The 20,315-nt window shown below is 34.9% G+C and carries 16 protein-coding genes, 1 tRNA gene, 1 pseudogene and 1 riboswitch; of the genes and pseudogenes, 6 read left to right on the top strand and 12 right to left on the bottom strand.

Translation table 11 applies throughout. The features are described 5' to 3' along the window. The first annotated feature begins 31 nt into the window (after nucleotides 1-31). Both CLOCL_RS11675 and CLOCL_RS11680 read left to right on the top strand, forming a co-directional pair. Nucleotides 32-2,182, top strand: coding sequence for a YcdB/YcdC domain-containing protein (locus CLOCL_RS11675; RefSeq protein ID WP_014255546.1), 2,151 nt, complete (start codon nucleotides 32-34; stop codon nucleotides 2,180-2,182). 174 nt (nucleotides 2,183-2,356) lie between these two features. Continuing rightward, complete coding sequence (locus tag CLOCL_RS11680) at nucleotides 2,357-2,824, top strand: carbohydrate-binding protein (protein WP_014255547.1); 468 nt, start codon at nucleotides 2,357-2,359, stop codon at nucleotides 2,822-2,824. Between the two features lie 85 nt (nucleotides 2,825-2,909). Here CLOCL_RS11680 and yajC read toward each other — a convergent pair whose 3' ends face one another. From yajC to CLOCL_RS11700, 4 genes are all read right to left on the bottom strand, one after another. Next, complete coding sequence (gene yajC, locus CLOCL_RS11685) at nucleotides 2,910-3,197, bottom strand: preprotein translocase subunit YajC (protein ID WP_014255548.1); 288 nt, start codon at nucleotides 3,195-3,197, stop codon at nucleotides 2,910-2,912. Between the two features lie 29 nt (nucleotides 3,198-3,226). After that, complete coding sequence (gene tgt, locus CLOCL_RS11690) at nucleotides 3,227-4,345, bottom strand: tRNA guanosine(34) transglycosylase Tgt (protein ID WP_014255549.1); 1,119 nt, start codon at nucleotides 4,343-4,345, stop codon at nucleotides 3,227-3,229. A gap of 56 nt (nucleotides 4,346-4,401) precedes the next feature. Beyond that, nucleotides 4,402-5,427, bottom strand: a complete 1,026-nt coding sequence (queA, locus tag CLOCL_RS11695) for a tRNA preQ1(34) S-adenosylmethionine ribosyltransferase-isomerase QueA (protein ID WP_014255550.1) — start codon at nucleotides 5,425-5,427, stop codon at nucleotides 4,402-4,404. Nucleotides 5,428-5,734: 307 nt separating this feature from the next. After that, entirely contained in the window at nucleotides 5,735-7,372 is a 1,638-nt protein-coding gene (locus tag CLOCL_RS11700) for a SpoIID/LytB domain-containing protein (RefSeq protein WP_014255551.1), read from the bottom strand. A 197-nt stretch (nucleotides 7,373-7,569) separates the two neighbouring features. Then, a riboswitch (Lysine riboswitch) is annotated at nucleotides 7,570-7,748 on the top strand. A 247-nt stretch (nucleotides 7,749-7,995) separates the two neighbouring features. On the opposite strand from CLOCL_RS11700, the gene dapA reads away from it, so the two are divergent. The 3 genes from dapA to CLOCL_RS11715 all read left to right on the top strand — a co-directional run bounded on the left by dapA (nucleotide 7,996) and on the right by CLOCL_RS11715 (nucleotide 10,332). Next, a complete protein-coding gene (gene dapA / locus CLOCL_RS11705) occupies nucleotides 7,996-8,877 on the top strand; it encodes a 4-hydroxy-tetrahydrodipicolinate synthase (RefSeq protein ID WP_014255552.1) in 882 nt (293 codons plus the stop codon). A gap of 72 nt (nucleotides 8,878-8,949) precedes the next feature. After that, entirely contained in the window at nucleotides 8,950-9,708 is a 759-nt protein-coding gene (dapB, locus tag CLOCL_RS11710; RefSeq protein ID WP_041715129.1) for a 4-hydroxy-tetrahydrodipicolinate reductase, read from the top strand. A 150-nt stretch (nucleotides 9,709-9,858) separates the two neighbouring features. Next, nucleotides 9,859-10,332, top strand: coding sequence for an ACT domain-containing protein (locus CLOCL_RS11715; RefSeq protein ID WP_014255554.1), 474 nt, complete (start codon nucleotides 9,859-9,861; stop codon nucleotides 10,330-10,332). 52 nt (nucleotides 10,333-10,384) lie between these two features. On the opposite strand, the gene CLOCL_RS11720 is transcribed toward CLOCL_RS11715, so the two are convergent. Continuing rightward, nucleotides 10,385-10,915 carry a cob(I)yrinic acid a,c-diamide adenosyltransferase gene (locus CLOCL_RS11720; RefSeq protein WP_014255555.1) on the bottom strand — a complete coding sequence of 177 codons (531 nt, stop codon included), beginning with the start codon at nucleotides 10,913-10,915 and terminating at the stop codon, nucleotides 10,385-10,387. Nucleotides 10,916-11,110: 195 nt separating this feature from the next. On the opposite strand from CLOCL_RS11720, the gene CLOCL_RS11725 reads away from it, so the two are divergent. Further along, nucleotides 11,111-11,193, top strand: a tRNA-Leu gene (locus CLOCL_RS11725). 173 nt (nucleotides 11,194-11,366) lie between these two features. Here CLOCL_RS11725 and CLOCL_RS11730 read toward each other — a convergent pair. The 7 genes and pseudogenes from CLOCL_RS11730 to CLOCL_RS11760 form a co-directional block, all read right to left on the bottom strand. Further along, a complete protein-coding gene (locus CLOCL_RS11730) occupies nucleotides 11,367-12,095 on the bottom strand; it encodes an NAD-dependent protein deacylase (protein ID WP_014255556.1) in 729 nt (242 codons plus the stop codon). 56 nt (nucleotides 12,096-12,151) lie between these two features. Next, the gene (locus tag CLOCL_RS11735; protein ID WP_041715700.1) at nucleotides 12,152-12,529 is read right to left on the bottom strand and encodes a PH domain-containing protein; all 378 of its coding nucleotides are present in this window, start codon (nucleotides 12,527-12,529) and stop codon (nucleotides 12,152-12,154) included. A 263-nt stretch (nucleotides 12,530-12,792) separates the two neighbouring features. Next, nucleotides 12,793-14,418 (bottom strand): ribosomal protection-like ABC-F family protein, encoded by a 1,626-nt coding sequence (gene abc-f, locus CLOCL_RS11740; RefSeq protein ID WP_014255558.1) that lies wholly within the window; start codon nucleotides 14,416-14,418, stop codon nucleotides 12,793-12,795. A 771-nt stretch (nucleotides 14,419-15,189) separates the two neighbouring features. Further along, entirely contained in the window at nucleotides 15,190-16,227 is a 1,038-nt protein-coding gene (locus CLOCL_RS11745; protein ID WP_027621343.1) for a glycosyltransferase family 39 protein, read from the bottom strand. Further along, complete coding sequence (locus CLOCL_RS11750) at nucleotides 16,224-16,454, bottom strand: hypothetical protein (protein ID WP_144687051.1); 231 nt, start codon at nucleotides 16,452-16,454, stop codon at nucleotides 16,224-16,226. Before CLOCL_RS11750 ends, CLOCL_RS11745 begins: the two co-directional genes overlap by 4 nt. A 496-nt stretch (nucleotides 16,455-16,950) precedes the next feature. Then, nucleotides 16,951-18,167 (bottom strand): annotated as a pseudogene (locus CLOCL_RS11755) (IS256 family transposase). Between the two features lie 823 nt (nucleotides 18,168-18,990). Then, nucleotides 18,991-20,136, bottom strand: coding sequence for a glycosyltransferase (locus tag CLOCL_RS11760; RefSeq protein WP_014255559.1), 1,146 nt, complete (start codon nucleotides 20,134-20,136; stop codon nucleotides 18,991-18,993). Nucleotides 20,137-20,315 lie beyond the last annotated feature (179 nt).

A 20,315-nucleotide genomic window follows, 5' to 3' on the forward strand; every position in this document is an offset into this window, starting at 1 on the left:
TATAAACGCATCAAGACAAGGAGTGATTTTAATGAAATCCAAAATTGCACTTTTTAGTGTATTGTTATTAATTTTTAGCATATTAGTGCCTGCAACTGTATTTGCAGCCACAGACCCAGGTCTCGAGAATGCCATAAAAGCAACAAAACAATTGTTTGATATTCCCGACAGCCTCAGTAACTTTTCTTACAGCGTCAGAATTGAAGGAGATTTAAAAATTTGGACTCTGAACTGGAGTTCAAAAGACAATGACGGCACAAGTATCGAGGTGTCCATTGACAATACCGGGGATGTTTTAAGCTATTACAGGTACATAAGCAATGAAATCATAAAAAAACTTCCTGCATTAACTGAATCTGAAGCTCAAAAAAAAGCTGAAGAAATTATTGAAAAACTCAATCCAAACATACTTGACAGCATAAAGATATTAAAAAGGAATCGAAATGTTTCAATTAATGATAACGCATACTATTTTAGTTTTGTCAGAACCCACAACGGTATAGTCTTCCCCAAAAACGGCATAGAAATCTCCATAAACAAACAAACCGGTGAACTTGAAAGTTACAGTAAGAATTGGTCAAAAGACCTGGTCTTCCCTTCTGCTGATAAAGCAATAACTCTTGAAGAAGCCCAAAAGGCTTTTAAAAAGAATCTGGGTCTTGCCCTTACATACAAATCTTCATTAGAAAACAAAAATATTAAAGTATATGGTGCTTATTCTCCCATATATAATTCCTACTACTATATTGACGCTTTTACAGGGGAGAAAATCAATCTTGGCAGCAGATACTACGACACAGCTTATGGCATGACTTTAAAGCTAGGTTTTTCACTTGAATTTTCAGAAGTAGCATTTAATGAAATAGTACTTACTCCCGAAGAAATAGCCGCCGTGGAAGAAGTATCAAATCTATTGCCTCAGGAAGAAGCCGAAAAGATAGCTAGAGAATTAAATATTTTAGAACTTGACGACTCCTTTACTCTTTCAAGTGCACGCCTTTATAAAGGATGGTTTGAAAAAAATGGGTATGAGTGGAACCTGAATTTTACAAAATCCGATGAGAAAAACTATTCGAGAGTAAACGTAACAATTGATGCATCAACCGGTGAAATTACAAGCTTCAGCACAGGATTTTCCATGCCCGATGATGATACAGTAAAATATGACAAAGACACCGCCAAAAAGGCTGTGGAAGAGTTTCTAAACCAAATACAGCCAATGAAGTTTAAAGAAACAAAACTTGAAGAAAGGGAAGATGAAATATCAACCGATGAAGAAATCGAAAAACCAAAATACTATTCTTTCCAATACACAAGAATGGTAAATGGCATTCCCTTTGAGGGCAATGGTATCACAGTAGAATACAATGCAGTTACCGGAAAGATTTTCGGTTACAATTTAGAATGGTATGACGTAGAATTTCCTTCTCTCGAAAAGGCAGTTTCATTAGACGAAATATATAATATTTTCTTTAGAGATATCGGATTGGAACTTCAATACACCACTGCAGCTCCTGAAATTATTTTCACAATGGAAAAAGCAGAAAATCCCAAACAGGAAGTGAAACTCGTATATGCTGTAAAATCCGATAAACCCGCAATACTTGACGCTTTTACAGGAACTGTACTGGATTACTCCGGAAACCCCTATAAAGAAGAAAAGCCCCTTGAATATACTGATATTGCAGGACACTATGCTCAGGATGAAATTGAAGTTCTTGCCCAAGCAGGTATTGGGCTTGAAGGTCCCGAATTAAAACCCGATGAAAAAATCAAACAAAAAGATTTCCTGCTCTTAATCTCACAGATAATAAATAATGGATATGCTTTTTACGGAAAACTTTCATTAAGTGACAATAATGAAACCGATAATCTTTACCAATTGCTTATGCAGGAAGGAATAATAAAAGAAAGTGAAATAAATCCGGATAGTCCTTTGACAAGGGAAGACAGCGTGAAATTTGTAATAAGAGCATTGAAATACGATAAAATAGCAGAACTAAGCGATATTTTCAACTGCACCTTCAAAGACAAGGATGAAATAAATCCTGAACTTATCGGTCATGTTGTTATTGCAAAAGGACTTAACATTGTAAACGGCTATGGAAATTATTTCAGACCGAAAGAAGAACTGAAAAAAGCTGATGCCTTGATAATAATATACAATTATCTGCAGCTCTAACTTTTACCATGCTTTTTAAATGGAGGCTTTGTGCCTCCTTATTTTCTTTTAATTTTTAATTTTTTTTATTTATTAGTAGATATAAGCTGGAATGGATTTATTTAAATAAAATAAACTTTAAAAAAACGCTAAAACTAATCAGGAATAAGAATTAAAATTGTAGGAGGTACAAATATGGGATTTTTAAATTTTTTATACAATAATAGCGAATCCTTAAAGAACGCTAATACTTCAAAGTCCAAAGCAAACTCGAAGCTTCAGCCCTTTAACGAAGAGTTCTCTTTGGATTTAAGTACGGAACCCTATGGTACCCATATAAAAGAATTGGATAATTCTTATTCAAACAGCGGTGTTGAGATGCAAGACACAAGAAACACCTTAAGAATCCTGTACAGCGGTATATTGGCTAAAAACGGTGCAAACGAAATATATGCCGTCATCGGATACGGCGATAACCTAAACTGGGAAAACGTTACCGAATATCCGATGCACAAGCTATCCGATGAAAAATTTGAGTTAATCTTCCCTGTAACAAGAGCAGGCCAAATAAATATGGCCTTTAGAGATTCTTCTAACAACTGGGATAACAACTCAGGAAACAACTATACCTTTTCCAATTATATCTACGAGGGCAGCCATTAAGCTGCCCTTCCCTTTATCTAACTGTTATTTTTGAACTAAAAGATAATTTCTATAATGCATAAAAATTTACTGAATTTCCAAAGCTTTATTTGTTTTCCGATGGTGTAACACTGTCAATGGCATATCTGAATACCTTAATTTTTGTTTTATCCACACCGGTTTCAATAGTAATTTCGTTATCCTTAATATTTATAACCTTTCCCATTATTCCACCGATTGTCATTATCTCATCCCCAACCTTAATGGAATCCTGCATTTGCTTTCTGGCCTTTTCCTTCCTTTTATGCGGCAAAATTATTATTAAATACATAATTACCAGAAAAAATACAGGAAACAGCAAAGAAACTATAAACTCCTGAACACCTGTAGACATAACAGCCCCCTCCTTTTATTTATATAAATTTATTTATAGCCAAATTTAGAGAAAAACTCGTTTCTAAAATCACCAAGTCTATCTTCCATTATAGCCTTTCTTACATCTTCCATTAATTTTAACAAAAATCTCAGGTTATGCCATGTTGTAAGCCTTATTCCCAATACTTCACCGGCTTTTATAAGATGTCTGATATAAGCTCTGGTAAAATTCCTGCAGCAGTAGCAATCGCATTCCGGATCAAGGGGTGAATAGTCTCTGGCATAAGCAGCATCTCTTATTATAACTCTTCCTCTGCTTGTAAGAACAGTGCCATTTCTCCCAATACGTGTAGGGAGTACACAGTCAAACATATCTATTCCCCTTATGGCACCTTCTATAAGATAATCCGGACTTCCTACTCCCATAAGATACCTCGGTTTATCTTCGGGCAATAAAGGTACTGTACATTCAAGCATTTCATACATTAACTCTGCCGGTTCTCCAACACTTAATCCCCCAATTGCATAACCGGGAAAATCAAGCTCTAAAAGTTCATAAGCACTCTGTTCCCTAAGTTCTTTGTACATACCTCCCTGTACTATACCGAAAAGAGCCTGTCTGTCAGTATTTTTATGGGCATCTTTACACCTTTTAGCCCAACGGGTCGTTCTCTCCAGAGAATTTTTGGCATAGTTAAAATCTGCAGGATAAGGTATACATTCGTCAAAAGCCATTATTATATCGGCACCGAGGGCATTTTGCACCTCTATTGCCATTTCAGGAGTAAAAAAGTGCTTTGACCCGTCTATATGAGATTTGAAGGTTACACCTTCTTCTTTTATATCCCTCAAATCACTAAGGCTGAATACCTGAAATCCTCCACTGTCGGTTAAAATCGGCCTGTCCCAATTCATAAAGCCGTGCAGTCCCCCGGCTTCTTTTACTATTTCATGTCCGGGACGCATATAAAGGTGGTAGGTATTGCTCAATATTATCTGTGCATCAATTGCTTTCAGCTCATCAGGCGACATACCTTTTACAGTGGCCTGAGTACCCACAGGCATAAATGCAGGAGTATCAAAATAACCATGGGGAGTATGCACCCTTCCCAGTCTTGCTCCAGTTTGTTTACACTTTTTTATTAATTCATATCTAACTGCACTCATAACTCTCCAATACCTCAATCATCTTAAGTAATCTTTTAATATCTATTTTTTCACAACTACTTTATAAACATAGCATCTCCAAAACTGAAAAACCTGTATTTTTCTTTTATTGCTTCACTATAGGCATTCATAATTTTATCCTTTCCGGCCAGAGCACTAACTAACATCAATAGTGTTGATTCAGGCAAGTGAAAATTGGTTATTAATTTATCCACAACTTTAAATTTATATCCCGGATAAATAAAAATATCCGTCCATCCGCTCTTCGGATTCAAAAGCCCCGATTCATCTCCGACCGTCTCCAAAACCCTGCAGCTTGTCGTACCTACAGCTATAACATTTCCGCCCTTTTTCTTTGTAGTGTTGATTTTATTACACTCTTCTTCACTTAAATTATAATACTCACTGTGCATTTTATGCTCAGAAACGTTTTCAACTTTTACGGGCCTAAAAGTACCAAGCCCAACATGTAATGTAACATAAGCAATTTCTACGCCTTTTTGCTTAATCTGTTCCAATAGATCTTTTGTAAAATGCAAACCTGCAGTAGGCGCCGCTGCAGAACCTTTGTGTTTGGAATATACTGTCTGATACCGTTCCCTGTCCTCAAGAGGTTTGGTTATATAGGGCGGAAGAGGCATTATTCCAATTTTGTCTAATATCTGTTCAAAGATTCCATCATATTCAAATCTTACAAGTCTATTACCTTCCTCAATCACATCCACTATTTCAGCTTTTAATTCTCCGTTCCCAAACACAAACCTTGCACCAGGCTTAGCTCTTTTGCCGGGTTTTAATATTACCTCCCATATATCTCCCCCGACGTTTTTCAGCAGTACAAATTCTATTTTCCCTCCGGTACCTTCCTTCTCACCGAGAAGTCTTGCCGGAATTACCCTTGTGTCATTCAAAACAAGGCAGTCTCCGGGGTTCAAATATTCTATTATATCTTTAAATATTCTATGTTCTATAGCGCCCGTTTCCCTGTCTAAGACCATTAATCTCGATTGCTTTCTGTCTTTTAAAGGCTCCTGGGCAATAAGCTCTTGAGGTAAATCATAATAAAATTCACTAACTTTCATAATATTCAAACACCAACTTAAAAAATTTTAAAAATTCAGCATATTTAGAATAATACATTAAAAAACCGTTCATTGCAAGGCATAATAACAAAATCGCTGCGCTGTATTACAGTAGTTAAAAACAATCCATGCATTATTATGCCTCAAAGTTTTCAAAATCATTTTTATAAATGCAGTTTTAAAAAATTTTGCAATACCCAAAGATACAAATATAAATAAAAAACTCCGAAGCATTTCATTAAAACCTCGGAATTTAAAATATCAATTTATATATTATAAAAATCCCTATTATTCCTGTAAACCCTAACTATTCAACCTCAGTTCCGGTAAAATAATGGGTAAGAATCTCTTTGTATGTAAAACCGGCCTTTGCCATACCTTTGGCACCTTCCTGGCTCATTCCCACTGCATGTCCCCATCCCTTTCCCGTAAAGGTATAGACTGTCGGAACAGAAGGTACTTTCCTTTTCGCATCATCAGAACCCGCCAGGCTTATACTGCTGCTTGTGTTTACAGTTTCCAGCCCTGAAGCAGTAAGCACTTTCTTACCGTTAAGCTGAGAGTTCACCGTACTGCCGTCCTGCGCCAAAACAGAAACATCGGAATCGGTGGTTATTTCATACCATTGGCTGTCTAGGCTTAAAAAGGATCTGGTATTGCTGTTTTTATACACCTGCTCTCCCTTAGAGCCTTTGACTACAAGTTCCGTTGCCCTGCCGGCTTCCGATCTCTTTGTAATATAGATTCCCAGTATATTTCCGATGTTATATCCTCTCTGTGCCATTATTTCGCCTATTTTTTGAGCAGTATAGGAAACCTGCCAATTATAATGCCATGAATTACCCGATTCATAAGGATCGTCCACACTTACCAGATAGGGATATCCGCTGCTTCCCCATACATTCTTGACATCTTCTGTCTTTCCGCCGCTGGAACTGAAATAATAAACTTCTGCCGGCTTGCCGTTATAAGTAACAATTTCTCCCCTTGTATCATCCACAGCTTTATTAGTGGCAGGATGTTCTACGCTATAACCTTTATAAACCTGGGAGTAAGTTGTTGAACACAGATTAAAATTCAAATGTTTGTATTTGGATAAGTTGTTTACAGTATAGGTCCTGGCCGCAACAGCCTGGGCTTTTAACGCTTCAGGATGAGAACTGGCTTCAATTTCCCCCGGCACAACCCCATAAAGATACTCCTCAAGGGGCAAAACATTTATAACTGTCATATCGCTCTCTGCTTGTCTTAAAACTTCAATCCCACCACGATACACTTTTTTGCTGTCACCGTTAATTCTAAAAAGTGCCGGATTCTTTCCCTCTTTAGGATAAATCCTTAAAGCTCCTTTTAAACTGTCATACATCAGTTTTACTTTGCCTTTGGAGTCAAAAACCACAATCCTTGTTGCAGAAGGAGAAACAGCACTAAATTCCACAACTCCTCCCAATTCTGCTTTCATACCATTCTCATCTTTGTAAAAACCGCACCATATCTGCCAAGTGTCAGCAAATACTGGGTAGGCATCAATTCCATTGCTTATATATTCATCAAGTTTTTGCTCCAAAGCCTCAAAACTGTCAAAATTATCGGCCAATTTAGCATGATAACTTTCATCTTTCTTTATTGTTAATGCATTCCCGGTGGTCTCTTCTATAAGCTTAACAAATCCATCAGCTGTATAGCTGCCTATTTTCAGTCCTGTTTCCCCATCGATTGTAAAGCTTGATACTGCAGTGTACTGTTTGGTTTTGGAATCATTGAAATACAGGCCGATTCTAACTTCTTCCGGTATGCCCGGATAAGCTTGACATACTACCTTGGATAAAAATACAATCACCAGCGGCAGTAAGATGAATAAAAGGTTCTTTTTATTTAATTTATCTTTAAATATGTACTCTATCTTACAAAATTTTAGTCCAACCTTACAAAATTCCCCATGCATATTCTTCCTCCGACTTATCTTTTGTAATACATTTATTAATATATTTTATATCATAATATTCGACAAAAGCATACATCTACCTCTATTGTAACATAAATTTAATACATTAACTCCTGTTAATTTTTGCTTAAGCTTAGACTTGGAAAAATTAATTTGACAAGGTAATCCCAAAATGATATTATAGATAATAATTATATATGTATGATAGAGGTGCAGTTTTCAATAGTATGCTTACGGAGAAGTTTGGGCTTTGGTGATGTAAGTTGAAAGGGTAAACTGCCGAAGAGTAAATTTTCCCAATAAAAATTTACTCTGGTCATTCGGTTAATAGCCGCATGACTGTCATCAAGTTATTTGATGGAGCGCTATCAGTTCATATGAAAAGTTGTACATAGTACTTCTTTTGTCAAAAATTGGTGAACTGCTGGTATCCATACCAGCTTTTTTATTTTTAGTATTTTGATGTGTACAGAAGTGAAATACTTTTATTTATAATTGGATAGAGTTTTATAAATAATTTTGACTGGCAATTATCCATATATAAATTATGAAACTTTATTATGGATTTTAAGTATTATAGTAACAAGTAGTGTTTAATTATTAAGTCGGAAAGGATGATAAATATGAAGAAACCTATATTCACAGGTTCTGCAGTGGCAATTATCACCCCTTTTACAGAAAGCGGTGTGGATTTTGAAAAACTGGAGGAACTAATTGAATTTCAGATAAAGGAAAACACAGATGCACTGGTTATATGCGGTACAACCGGTGAAGCATCCACAATGCCCGATGAAGAACACAAAGAAGTAATTAAGTTCGCAGTGGAAAAAGTAAACAGGAGAATACCGGTTATTGCAGGAACAGGAAGCAACGATACCAAACACGCAGTAGCTCTCACTCAATATGCTGAATCGGTAGGTGCCGATGCTGTTTTGAGTGTTACACCCTATTACAACAAAACTACCCAAAAAGGACTTTATCAACATTTCAAGATAATTGCAGAAAGTGTAAAAATACCGGTTATGCTATATAATGTACCTTCAAGGACAAACTTAAATATCGATCCGCAGACTGTCAAAGCCCTGTCGGAAATTGAAAATATTACAGCCATTAAAGAATGTAACTTAAACCAGGTGGGCGAGATTATAAACTTATGCGGAGATGATATTACAGTATATTCGGGAAACGATGATCAAATCCTGCCGTTACTTGCTCTTGGCGGGAAAGGTGTAGTTTCTGTACTTGCAAATATACTGCCAAAAGAAACTCATAACCTCGTTGCTTCATTCTTAGCCGGTGATATAGCTGAAAGCAGGAGAATTCAACTCAAGTATCTGGATCTTATCAAAGCATTGTTTGTAGAAGTAAGTCCAATTCCGGTAAAAGCAGCGATGAACTTAATGGGTATGAATGTCGGAAACTGTCGTCTTCCATTAGTTGAAATGAGTGAAAAGAACTTGAATTATCTGAAAGACACCTTAAAAAAATACGGCTTAATTAATTAACATATTCTAGCTTTTTACATTTAGGGTAAAATATTAAAAAAATACAAATAGAAAAAGGATGTGCTTGTGCTAATGATAAACATATTATTAAGTGGCTGCAACGGTAAAATGGGGCAAGTAATTACAAGGCTTGCCGCTGAACGGGAAGATTTAAAAATAGTAGCCGGGTATGATCAAAATACATCCATTCAGAATACATACCCTGTTTTCTCCGATTTAAGCAAATGTGATGTGAATGTGGATGTAATTATTGATTTTTCACATCCCGCTGCTTTAGAAAGTTTAATGCAGTATGCCGTTTCAAAAAAAATACCTGCTGTAATAGCAACTACAGGTCTTTTCAGTGCGCAGGTGCAAATGTTAAAAGATGCCTCAAAGGTAATTCCCGTTTTCTTTTCTGCCAATATGTCATTAGGAGTAAACCTTTTGATTGATTTGGTAAAAAAAGCTGCTCGTGTACTGGCAAAGGACTTTGATATTGAAATTGTTGAAAAACATCACAATCAAAAAATAGATGCCCCCAGCGGTACTGCTTTAGCTATTGCTGATGCTATCAACAGTTGTTTGGAGCAACAGCAGGAGTACATATATGACAGACATTCAAGGCGAAAAAAAAGAAGCAAGAATGAGATCGGAATACATGCCGTAAGAGGCGGGACCATTGTTGGCGAGCATTCGGTTATATTCGCCGGTAATGATGAAATAATTGAAATAAACCACATAGCTACGTCAAAGGAGATATTTGGTGTAGGAGCTCTTAATGCAGCAGTATTTCTGCACAAGAAAGGTTCCGGAATGTACAACATGGACGACTTAATCGGAAGTAAATAAACTATAGCAAAAATGCCTTGTAATTACCGTTTCAAATAAATCCTATTTTCTAAATATTAAATCTTTAATGCCAAATAGGTTATATTTTAAACGGTAAAGAGGCATTTTAGTATATGAAACAGCAAATCAAAATCTCTGGAGGTGTTTGTAATGACTCAAAAACCGGTTACAAGTCTTGATGTTACTTACAACGTTTCGCTCATTACGCTCAATAATCTTCCTAATAACATCAAACTTATATCTGAGGTATTTACTTCCATAGCCAATGAAGGCATAAGTATTGATATGATTAGCAAATCTCCTTCATTGAAAGGAAACACCACTGTATCCTTCAGTCTCCTGAATGATGATTTGGTTAAAGCAATGAGCTGTTTAAACAAATTTAATGAAAAGGCAAGCAAACTCAGCTTGGAAATAGACAGTTTCAACACTAAGTTCTGTGTCTTCGGCAAAAATATGAAAGACATTCCGGGAGTTGCAGCCAGGTTATTTAACGCCCTGGCAAAGGAAGATATTGAGATAAAGCTTGTAACAACCTCCGAGTCTGATATTTCATGCTTGATTGATGAAAAAGATACCGATAAAGCTATAGCTTGTGTAAAAAAGGAATTTGAATTGGAATAAAACCAAAGGGGCTTAATGCCCCTTTATTTTTTCATATTTCCCTTGATATATACTAGTATTCTATTCCTTTTCTTGCGCCTAATCCCTTTTGAAAAGGATGTTTTATACAATTAATCTGTGATACATAATCGGCAGCTTCTATTAGTTTTTCAGGTGCATTCCTGCCCGTCAATATTAATTCAACATGGTCTGGTTTATTCTTTATAATATCGAGAACCTCATCAACTTCAACAAGGCCGTTTCCCAATACTCCAATAATTTCATCAAGTATAAGGACATCACAGCGATTATTCTTTAAAGTATCTCTAATAAAATCAAAGGCATTAGCTATTTCAGCTTTTAGTTCCTCTATTTCCTCCCTATTTAGAGTCCAAACAAATCCTCTCTCTTTTTCAAAACGAAACAGCTTAAAACCCGGTTCCAATTTTTTTATAGCTGTCATTTCTCCCGTTTCACTGCCTTTTAAAAACTGAACCATATAAACAGTCTTTCCTCTGCCAAAGGCCCTTATACCTAGTCCTATTGCCGCCGTTGTTTTACCTTTACCCTCTCCGGTATATATATGCACTAAACCCTTTTCCATCTTCATCCCACACTTTTTCATTTTATTTGCCACTTATTTTAACAACTACCTGTCGGTTTTTCAATAATATTATTGCTTACTAAAAATTTTTTTATAAAAGTATTGACATAGCTTTTTTATGCTAGTATAATCAATTATGCTGATTGAAAAACGCATAACACATTAAGTGCCATTCATTACACTTACAGTTGATATGCGGTCGTGGCGGAACTGGCAGACGCGTACGTTTGAGGGGCGTATGGGCGACCGTATGGGTTCAAGTCCCATCGACCGCACCAAACGTAAACCATCGTTGATACGATGGTTTTTTCGTTTATTCGGCTTTTTTCAAATTAACCTTTTTTCCCTGCCGGATAATAGCCTGACAAAATCATTTCATAAATAAAAATGGCTATTGCCTTTTAGCAATAACCAAAATAAACGTTATAGCCGTCCTGTTTTTTTAATACCGTTACTTCATACACGCTTTGCTTAATACCTCACCAATACTTTCCCTCAGAATAAGGTTTGCTCTGACATCATAAGGTGTCTGAGTTTTATTAATCAATACAAGTTTATTCCCTCTATAATAAGATACCAATCCCGAGGCTGGATAGACCGATAATGAAGTACCTCCCACAATGAGAACATCAGCCTTTGAAATATATTCTAATGATGCTTCCAAAACATCGCTGTCTAACGCTTCCTCATAAAGCACTACATCAGGTTTTACAATTCCACCGCAGTCATCGCACTTGGGAACTTGTGATGCTTCAAGAATATAGCTGAGTTGGAAGGCTTTATGGCAATTCATACAGTAATTCCTGTGAATTGAACCGTGAAGTTCCAAAACCATCTTACTGCCCGCCAATTGATGCAGTCCGTCTACATTCTGAGTTATTACAGCTTTCAGCTTCCCCTCTTCTTCAAGTTTTGCCAAAGCTATATGTGCATTATTGGGTTTTGCATCTTTATAAATCATTTTACTTTTGTAAAACTCGTAAAATTTGTCGGTATGTTTCATAAAAAAAGTATGGGAAAGTATCTCCTCCGGAGAATAGGTACTGTCAGTCTTTTCGTTATAAAGCCCGTTTGCACTTCTAAAATCCGGAATTCCGCTCTCCGTTGATACTCCTGCTCCGCCAAAAAACACAATATTGTCTGATTGGCAGATAATTTCCCTAAGTTTTTCAACGCTCATGCAAATCACCCCATGACAAAAGAATTAGAACCCGCTCAAATCTTCCTAATTAAAATTTATTTTAAAACATAATAGGCTAATACACTCTGCAGTTCGTATATATCAACGCTTCTGCCAAATTGCTTTTGAATTGGCGCCTCTTCACCCAAAATCCAAATCAGAAGCTCTGCATCTAAATCAAAATGCCCTTCCGCTTCTATGCTAAAGCGAGTAATATTTTTGTACGGAATGGAAAGATATTCAATTTTTTTTGCAGTCATACCTTCTTTATCAACTAATATCAACCGTTTATTAGTAAAAATTATAAGGTCTCGCGTAATTCTATAAGCTTTTTCAACCTGTTCTCCCATTGTCAAAAGTCTGTCCATATCCTGCTCTACGTCTTCAGCATTCAACTCCCGGGAATTTCCCAACAACCCGTCAAATATCCCCATCTCATCTTCTCCCCTCATAAACTTCCTTGTCTGCAAAGATCTATTTTTGCAACATTATTTGATAATTTATATTCCGCTTCTGATTAGAAAACCCCACAGCGCCACACATATGGTGACTCTGTGGAGTCTTGTTTTGCATGTAAATACCCTTAATCAGCCGCTTGATAATTTTATTTTTGCATCTATTCAATCTAAAGCCAATTTTTCTGTACAAACTCATCTTTTCGAATATTTTTGCACATATATTCTCTTTTGTCAATAGTTTACTTTATTGTTTTTAATTTTGAAACCAACCTTTGATACTCGGCTTCGAGGAATTCTTTATCGGCACTTGGGCTTGAAAGTTTTGCTACTATTTCTGAAATTTTCATCTCGAGAATAATTTTTTCCGTTTCCCACGCCGAGCTATCTTTGCTTTTTTGCCGGCTTTGCCAGTAATCTTCCAGCTTCCCTTCAAAAGCTGTAATAATTCCATTTTCAAAAACCAGTATCCTGTCGGCAACCGAATTTACAAATTCACTGTCATGAGAAACAAACAAAACTGTTCCTTCATAATCTTTAAGAACATTTTCCAAAGCTTCTATCGATTGTATATCCAGATAGTTTGTCGGTTCATCCAAAAGCAGAATATTGGCATCGGAGACAAAAAGTTTGGCAAAGGAAACCTTTATTCTCTCTCCGCCGCTTAAACATTCAACTTTTTTAAATACATCATCAGTCTTAAAAAGCAACCTTGCAAGAATAGTTCTGACAACAGACTGTGTTTGGACACTATCTCGCATAACATTTTCCAACACGGTTTTATCGTATTCAAGATTGTCAAAAGCCTGATAAAAATACCCGATTTTTGCTTTCGGTACAATGCGTATACTGCTGCTGGAATTCTGATAAATCAAATTGAGCAAAGTGCTTTTGCCGGTACCGTTCTCACCCCACAAAGCGGTTTTAGAACCATTGGGAATATTAAAACATACTCTGTCAAATATCTTTTTCGTACCATAGGAAAAAGAAAGATTTTCAGCCGCAATAACAATCCTGTTTTCAGGAGGCATGGTCAAAGAAAAATCCAGCTTTATTTTCGGCAAATCCTTTGGTTTTTCTTTAACTTCAAGCTTATTTAGGCGTGTCAGCATACTGTTTATGCTATTATGAATTTTCTTCTGCTTTTCAGTTGCCTCCCTTTTGTGAAGTCTTGCTTCGGAATTTCCCATCCGTTTAGGCGCTTTTCTCATGGACTTAGATCTTTCCAGCCTATCCTTTATTGCAGCTTCAATGCTTGCTTTTTCAGAAATATACTTTTCATATTCTTGCAAAGCACTCTCATACTCTATTTCACTCTGCTTTTTGTAAAAAGAATAGTTTCCGTTATAATACTTAAGCTTTCCATCTTTAACCTCAATTATTTTATTGCAGAGGCTGTCCAAAAGATGTCTGTCATGGCTTATAAGTATTAAGGAGTCCACCTTGGAAAGCTTTTGCTTTAAGAGCTCAACACCTTTATAATCCAGATTTGCTGTCGGCTCATCGGCAAATAGCAGTATGCTTTCATTGCTAAAGGCATTGGCAATTTTTATTCTGGTCTTTTCTCCCCCGCTAAATACTCTTTGATGGGATTTGCAAGCTAAGTTAAATTCCTTTAACAGTTTTTGGTCAGCTCTTATACCTTCATCGGAAAACTGGCGTATATAAGCTATTGGAGAATAATGCTTTACAAAGCCCTTGTCGGGTTCAATATCCTTTGCAAGAATATTCATAAGAGTTGTCTTTCCTGAACCATTTGGCCCCACTATCCCAATTTTATCTCCGGAATAAACTTTAAATTCATCAATCTCAATAATAAGCCTGTCGCTATAGTATTTTTTTATATCGGCAGCTTCCAATATAAGCATAAAAAAATCTCTCCTTTCACCCTCGCTGGAGCATTAAGTTCCAACCAATAAATAGCGAAAAGTCCATTTCATAAAAATTAAACATTTTTCGCTATCGGTGTGCCGGAAAGATGTGACAGACATAGACACAGAAAATACAGCAAGGTATTTGACTGTAATAAATAAATCTCACACTAATCCAGCACAAAACGAGAGCATAATGCTCCGCATAAAATCCCAAGGCAATACAGCCTTGATCGGTTTTTAATACTTGTCATGTCAATTAATAAACCGAAATGATTTTTTGCTGAATTAGTCAATCTTCATTAGCCTATACCTTACCCTTTCTTTATGTTTATTTAAATTGCAACTTTGTGCATTATTTGCTGCAACAAAGTATCCTGCTTACATTGTAAAAGTACTGATTATAGGACAGAAGACAGAAAGGAAAATAACCAATACAATTGTCCCGATTAAATATTTTTTCATAATATTCCTCCCCTAAAAAAACAAATCAAAAATATTATAAATTACAATTATATGGCACGCTATCTATCTTTTTATTATAAAATATATACGATTTAATATATATGGCATACTGATAAAAGTGCAACAATACTATACTACCCAATTCATACTGTTTATCTACAATTTATTATAAACTTAAAAACCTTCAATGTAAATATTACAAAACAACTATTTCATGTTAATTTGTTTTGCCTATTCACTGTTATTCTTAATTTCTCCATATTCCTGTTCTTATACCATACGCTTTATTGAAAATTATACAATCTACCTTTTTTGCGTAGTCTTTAAAACCGATGCACCAAATTTTTTTACAAGCAAATGAAAATAATCAATTCCCAAAACAGCACAAACTATTATAACCGGTACAAAATTGGTAAAATAGCGTCTATTTGCTTCCCAGCCGAGTAAAAAAAGAAATATTCCAAAGACCGCTATCAATGGCGCTAAATTTATATTATTCTCCTTTCTAAAGAAATATTTCAGTGCAAGAAAAACCATAAAAAGCATGAGTGTAAAAAGTATTGCTTCACACAGGTGTCTGTATATTTCATATTTATCTCCTTCACTTATAATAAATCTATGTAAAAAGTTTTTATCCTCACGATAAGCCAAAAAATCGTCCAGCCCCAATGTACCATCGCCAAAACACTTTACGCTCTTTTTGGTTAAGAATTTAAACATTCCGTCCGGACCGTAATCCGCAATCCGTCTTTTAATTTCCTGAATAATTGCAGCTTTCCTTTCGTCCGGGTCTTTGAAAGAACGTGTAAAAAAATAATCGTCAGGATTATAACCTCCCGAACCCTTAAGTCCCATCATGACCCAATGGACATAAGGATCGTTATCCTGTCTTGCCCTTTCTCTATCCAAATGATAGGAATAAATATAACCATTGAAAACAGCAAAATAAATTAATATGACAGCACAAACAATTGCATTTGCCAAAATTGCTTTTTTCCAGTCACAGTTAATAAACATATCTATTGCAACAGCAATTACCATAATAATTACGGTAAACTTTATTTGCATTCCCATAGACGCTGCTAATCCCATCCCAAAGCATATTAGGCAAAACTTTTTATAACCCGAGGTATCCTTTAAAATCAAGTAAAGGTAATAGAACAACACCGGAAAAAGCATTGAAAGGGCATCGGTATAAAAAACCGGTGCTATAAAGTAAAACGGCAAGTAAACTGCAAATATCACCAGGGCAAATACCGCCTGTTTAGCACCAGAAATGTACTTTAAAATAAGAGATACCACCATCATTGTCAAAATCGAAATAATGGAGTTTACTATCATACCACAAGAAAATAATCTTCGAAACCGAATAAAGATGCAATACTGAAAAAGAAATGCAAAAAAGTCATTGCTCCAAGATTGTTTGGAAAATGATAATAATAATCATAGTAATTTGCAAAGGTTCCTGTTTGAACCCACTCAATAGCACCCTGGTAAACCGCTTCTATATCAAAATCCGGTTTAAAACGGAGAAACAAGCCAAAAGATATTTGAGCAACAAACATCATACATAAAAAAGCTATCAGTATTGATTTATAGCGTCTTGTTAAAAAATCTTCCTTTTTTGTCAAACGTGAATAGAGAAAAGCAAGTAAGTAAACCGATGCTATAATATAAAAGGACAAACCTAGCTTTTTATAATTATACTCTGCATTATTAAATAATACGTTTACAAGAAGATAAGAAAAACAAACTGTAAAAAACGCACAGAACATATATACAAGAAACCGGGAATGTAAGTAATTTTGTGTATCATAATTTATGTAATCCTTCTTTAGCAAGTAAATTTTAGTTGACAAGGTTTACAGAATATTGTTTTTTATTGCCTTTTCATTATATATTATTGCCGGATTTGTTAAGTTTTATACATAAACTTGATTAAATCTGGCAATAATCATTTATAATGGTCAATATTAGCCTTTTAAACCTATATTTTTAATTTTGTGAGGTCTAGCCCATCCGGCGATGAGGATGAGCCCTTGAGGGCGGTGGGGGTGAATGCTCTTAAATATACTCTTCCAGCCTACCTGGATATTGGATTACTAATTGGCTAAGTACTCTATCCCAGTTTTTGTAACGTTGTGTCCATTTTTTTACTACATTCATTGATGCTAAATATAAAATCTTTTCTAGTGAACTGTCTGTTGGAAATATTGTTTTTGTTTTTGTGACCTTACGAAACTGACGATGTAGTCCTTCAATTATATTTGTAGTATAAATTATTTTTCGTATTTCTTCTGGAAATTTGAAAAATGGACTTATAACATCCCAGTTATTTTCCCAACTACGTATTGCAAAAGGATATTCCTTTCCCCACTTTTCTTTAAGTTCATAAAGTTTTTCTAATGCTATTTCTTCATTAATAGCATGATATACTTCTTTGAAATCATTACTAAATGCTTTTAGGTCTTTGTATGGCACATACTTAAAAGAATTTCTCAGCTGATGTATTATGCAACGCTGCACTTCAGATTTTGGATATGCAGCATTTATGGCTTCCTTAAGTCCGGTAAGTCCATCAACACAAAAAATTAAAACATCCTGTACTCCTCTATTTTTAAGGTCATTCAGTACACCAAGCCAAAACTTTGAGGATTCATTGTCACCAATCCAGATCCCTAAAATATCCTTATATCCATCAATAGTAACACCTAGAACAACATAAGCTGCCCTGTTTATTATTCTTCCGTCGTCCTTAACTTTATAGTGTATTGCATCCATAAAAACAAAAGAGTATATAGGTTCAAGAGGTCTTTGTTGCCATTCCTTAATCTCTGGAGCAATTCTATCAGTAATCTTACTAACCATCTCTGCTGATAGGCTAAAACCATAAAGTTCTTCAATTTGTTGACTGATATCCCTTGTAGACATTCCTCTTGCATATAAAGCTATAACTTTTTCTTCAATTCCAGAAACATTACGTTGATATTTAGGAATAATTTTAGGTTGAAATTCGCCTTTACGATCTCTTGGTACTTGTATATCAATTTCTCCAAACTCACTTTTTATTTTTTAGGCGTATAACCGTTACGACTATTATCAGTTTTTTTATTTTCTACATCATCTTTAGCATATCCTAATTTTGCTTCAAGTTCTGCTTCTAAAAGTTCTTGTATTATATCTTTAAAAATGTCTTTAAGATATTCATTAATATCAGATACACTTTGGAAATTATTTTCCCGAACTAATTGTTTGATTTGTTCTTTTGTTAACGTTGACATAAAGTTCTCCTCCTTAGCTTTTATTATTATTAATCCTTGCCAAGAAGGAGAACATTCAATCATCTATACACAAATTTTTTTACATCCTCAAGAAACCTTTTTAAGTTGCTCATCTTGTTTATCATTTTCATCCCCTCTATTCCCTATGTAAAAATGCAGTAATGCTTTATATATCTTTATGTTCACTATTTTATCATACCATATATTTACTGTCAAAATTATGTATTATATTATTCTTTATATTAATCCGCATATAACAAAGCGTATCTATTTCGCTAACTTTATTGTAAAAAGTTGTACCTTTGTTTATTTCACTCTATGCAGCAATTCCTTTCTAGCAAAGCTTAATAATTCGTTTTACAAAAGAAAGACACTTTTCATTTTCTTGAACTGCGTGGAATTTATCTCTTTCGATACTATCAAATGATATAACAAATTATGCTTACAACATAAACATCGTACTTGACTACTACAACTTTATGGACAGCTGGACAGATGATGAAAATCTTTATATTGGTGAGGACAAATACTAAGAAAACTTTAATTCAGACAGGCTTTAGGCAAATTTATTTATAATATTGCATGCCTGCCTTGATTTACAAGAAAACATAAGACATGAATGATATATTCCATTGATCATGGTTTTATCAGAAGGTATCCCTATGATTGTAAATCCTCTATATGTCAGACTACTTAGAAAATTATAAACATTTGCCAATTAATCGCAGCATAAACCTTGTTGAAAAGTATTTGAACGAAATATGATGCACGAAAAAAAACAATGAATTTAAAAAGCTGATTTGTCTGTTATCCAATAGTTTTTTTAATAAACCATCAAATTATCCCTCAACTCTCGTATAGTAATTTTCAAATCGTCTACCCCTGTTTGTATGCTTTTTATATTTCTACGGGGATCAAGGTATTCTTTTCTTAAATCAATTGCCTTGTTAAAATTTCTAACTGCTTCCATTTTTCCTGATAAATTAAACAATGTCACACCTAAATTGTTATACGCCTCTGCTCTGCAAGGATCTGCTTGAATTGCTACCTGATAATAATATTTTGCCTTTTTATATTCCTTCATCAGATAGTTTGCATTTCCTAAATAGAAATATTTAAAAAACAATGTTTCTTTACATTGGATAGGATCTAAAAATTGGATTTTCTCCAAAGCCTTACTTGCTTCAGCATATTCCATAATTTTGATAAAAATTTTAGATAGTAATAATAGCTTTTCATGCTCAGGATAGGAAGATTCTTCTATGATCCTTTTTATTTTTTCTACTCCCAGTTGCTTTACCACCTTGATTTCCATTTCCTCTTGTTTTGCTTTATTATTAGTTAAATTTGAATCATGCCTCCTGTATTTATACAGAGCTTTGCGCAGGTACCCAAACTTAAACCTCTGTGCCAATTGAACACACATCCAATAATCTTCAGCATACTTCATACAAGGATCAATACGCAGCCCTTCGAAACACTTCTTCCTATACATAGTACTTGCCATACAAGGAATGACTTGCCTAAAAAGGAGCTGTGCCAAAAAATCATTTTGATTTAAATCGTCATAGTCACTTTTAAGTTTTTTAACAACATTATCATGAACATCTATCAAAAAAATATCATTATAGACACAATCTATATCTTTATACTTTCGTAAAAAATTGACTTGCTCTTCCACTTTTTCCGGAAGATATAAATCATCAGCATCCAACCATGCAATATAATCTCCATTACAATACTTCAATCCTGTATTTCTAGCCTCTGCCACACCTTTATTTTCTTGATAAATATATTTAATTCCAGGAAAGTTTTTCACAATACTACTTGTTCTATCTGTAGATCCATCGTCAACTACAATTGCCTCTATATTTGGATATGTTTGTGCAAGAACACTTTTCAAACAGGATTCTATATACTTTTCACCATTGTAGACACATATGATTATGGAAACCAACTCTTCAACCATTCGTTTATCCTCCGCACATTACTTTAAATTTTGATATTGAGCAGCAAATCCGGTTTAAATCCTATTCAATTATTCTTATCGGCATAATCTTTTAAAATATTTACCCTTTTCATCAATAAATGTTTCATCTACAATGTATAAGTCAACACCTAGCCTCCATGTTTAAATAAAAACACATT

This window comes from Acetivibrio clariflavus DSM 19732, assembly GCF_000237085.1.
Lineage (GTDB): Bacteria > Bacillota > Clostridia > Acetivibrionales > Acetivibrionaceae > Acetivibrio > Acetivibrio clariflavus.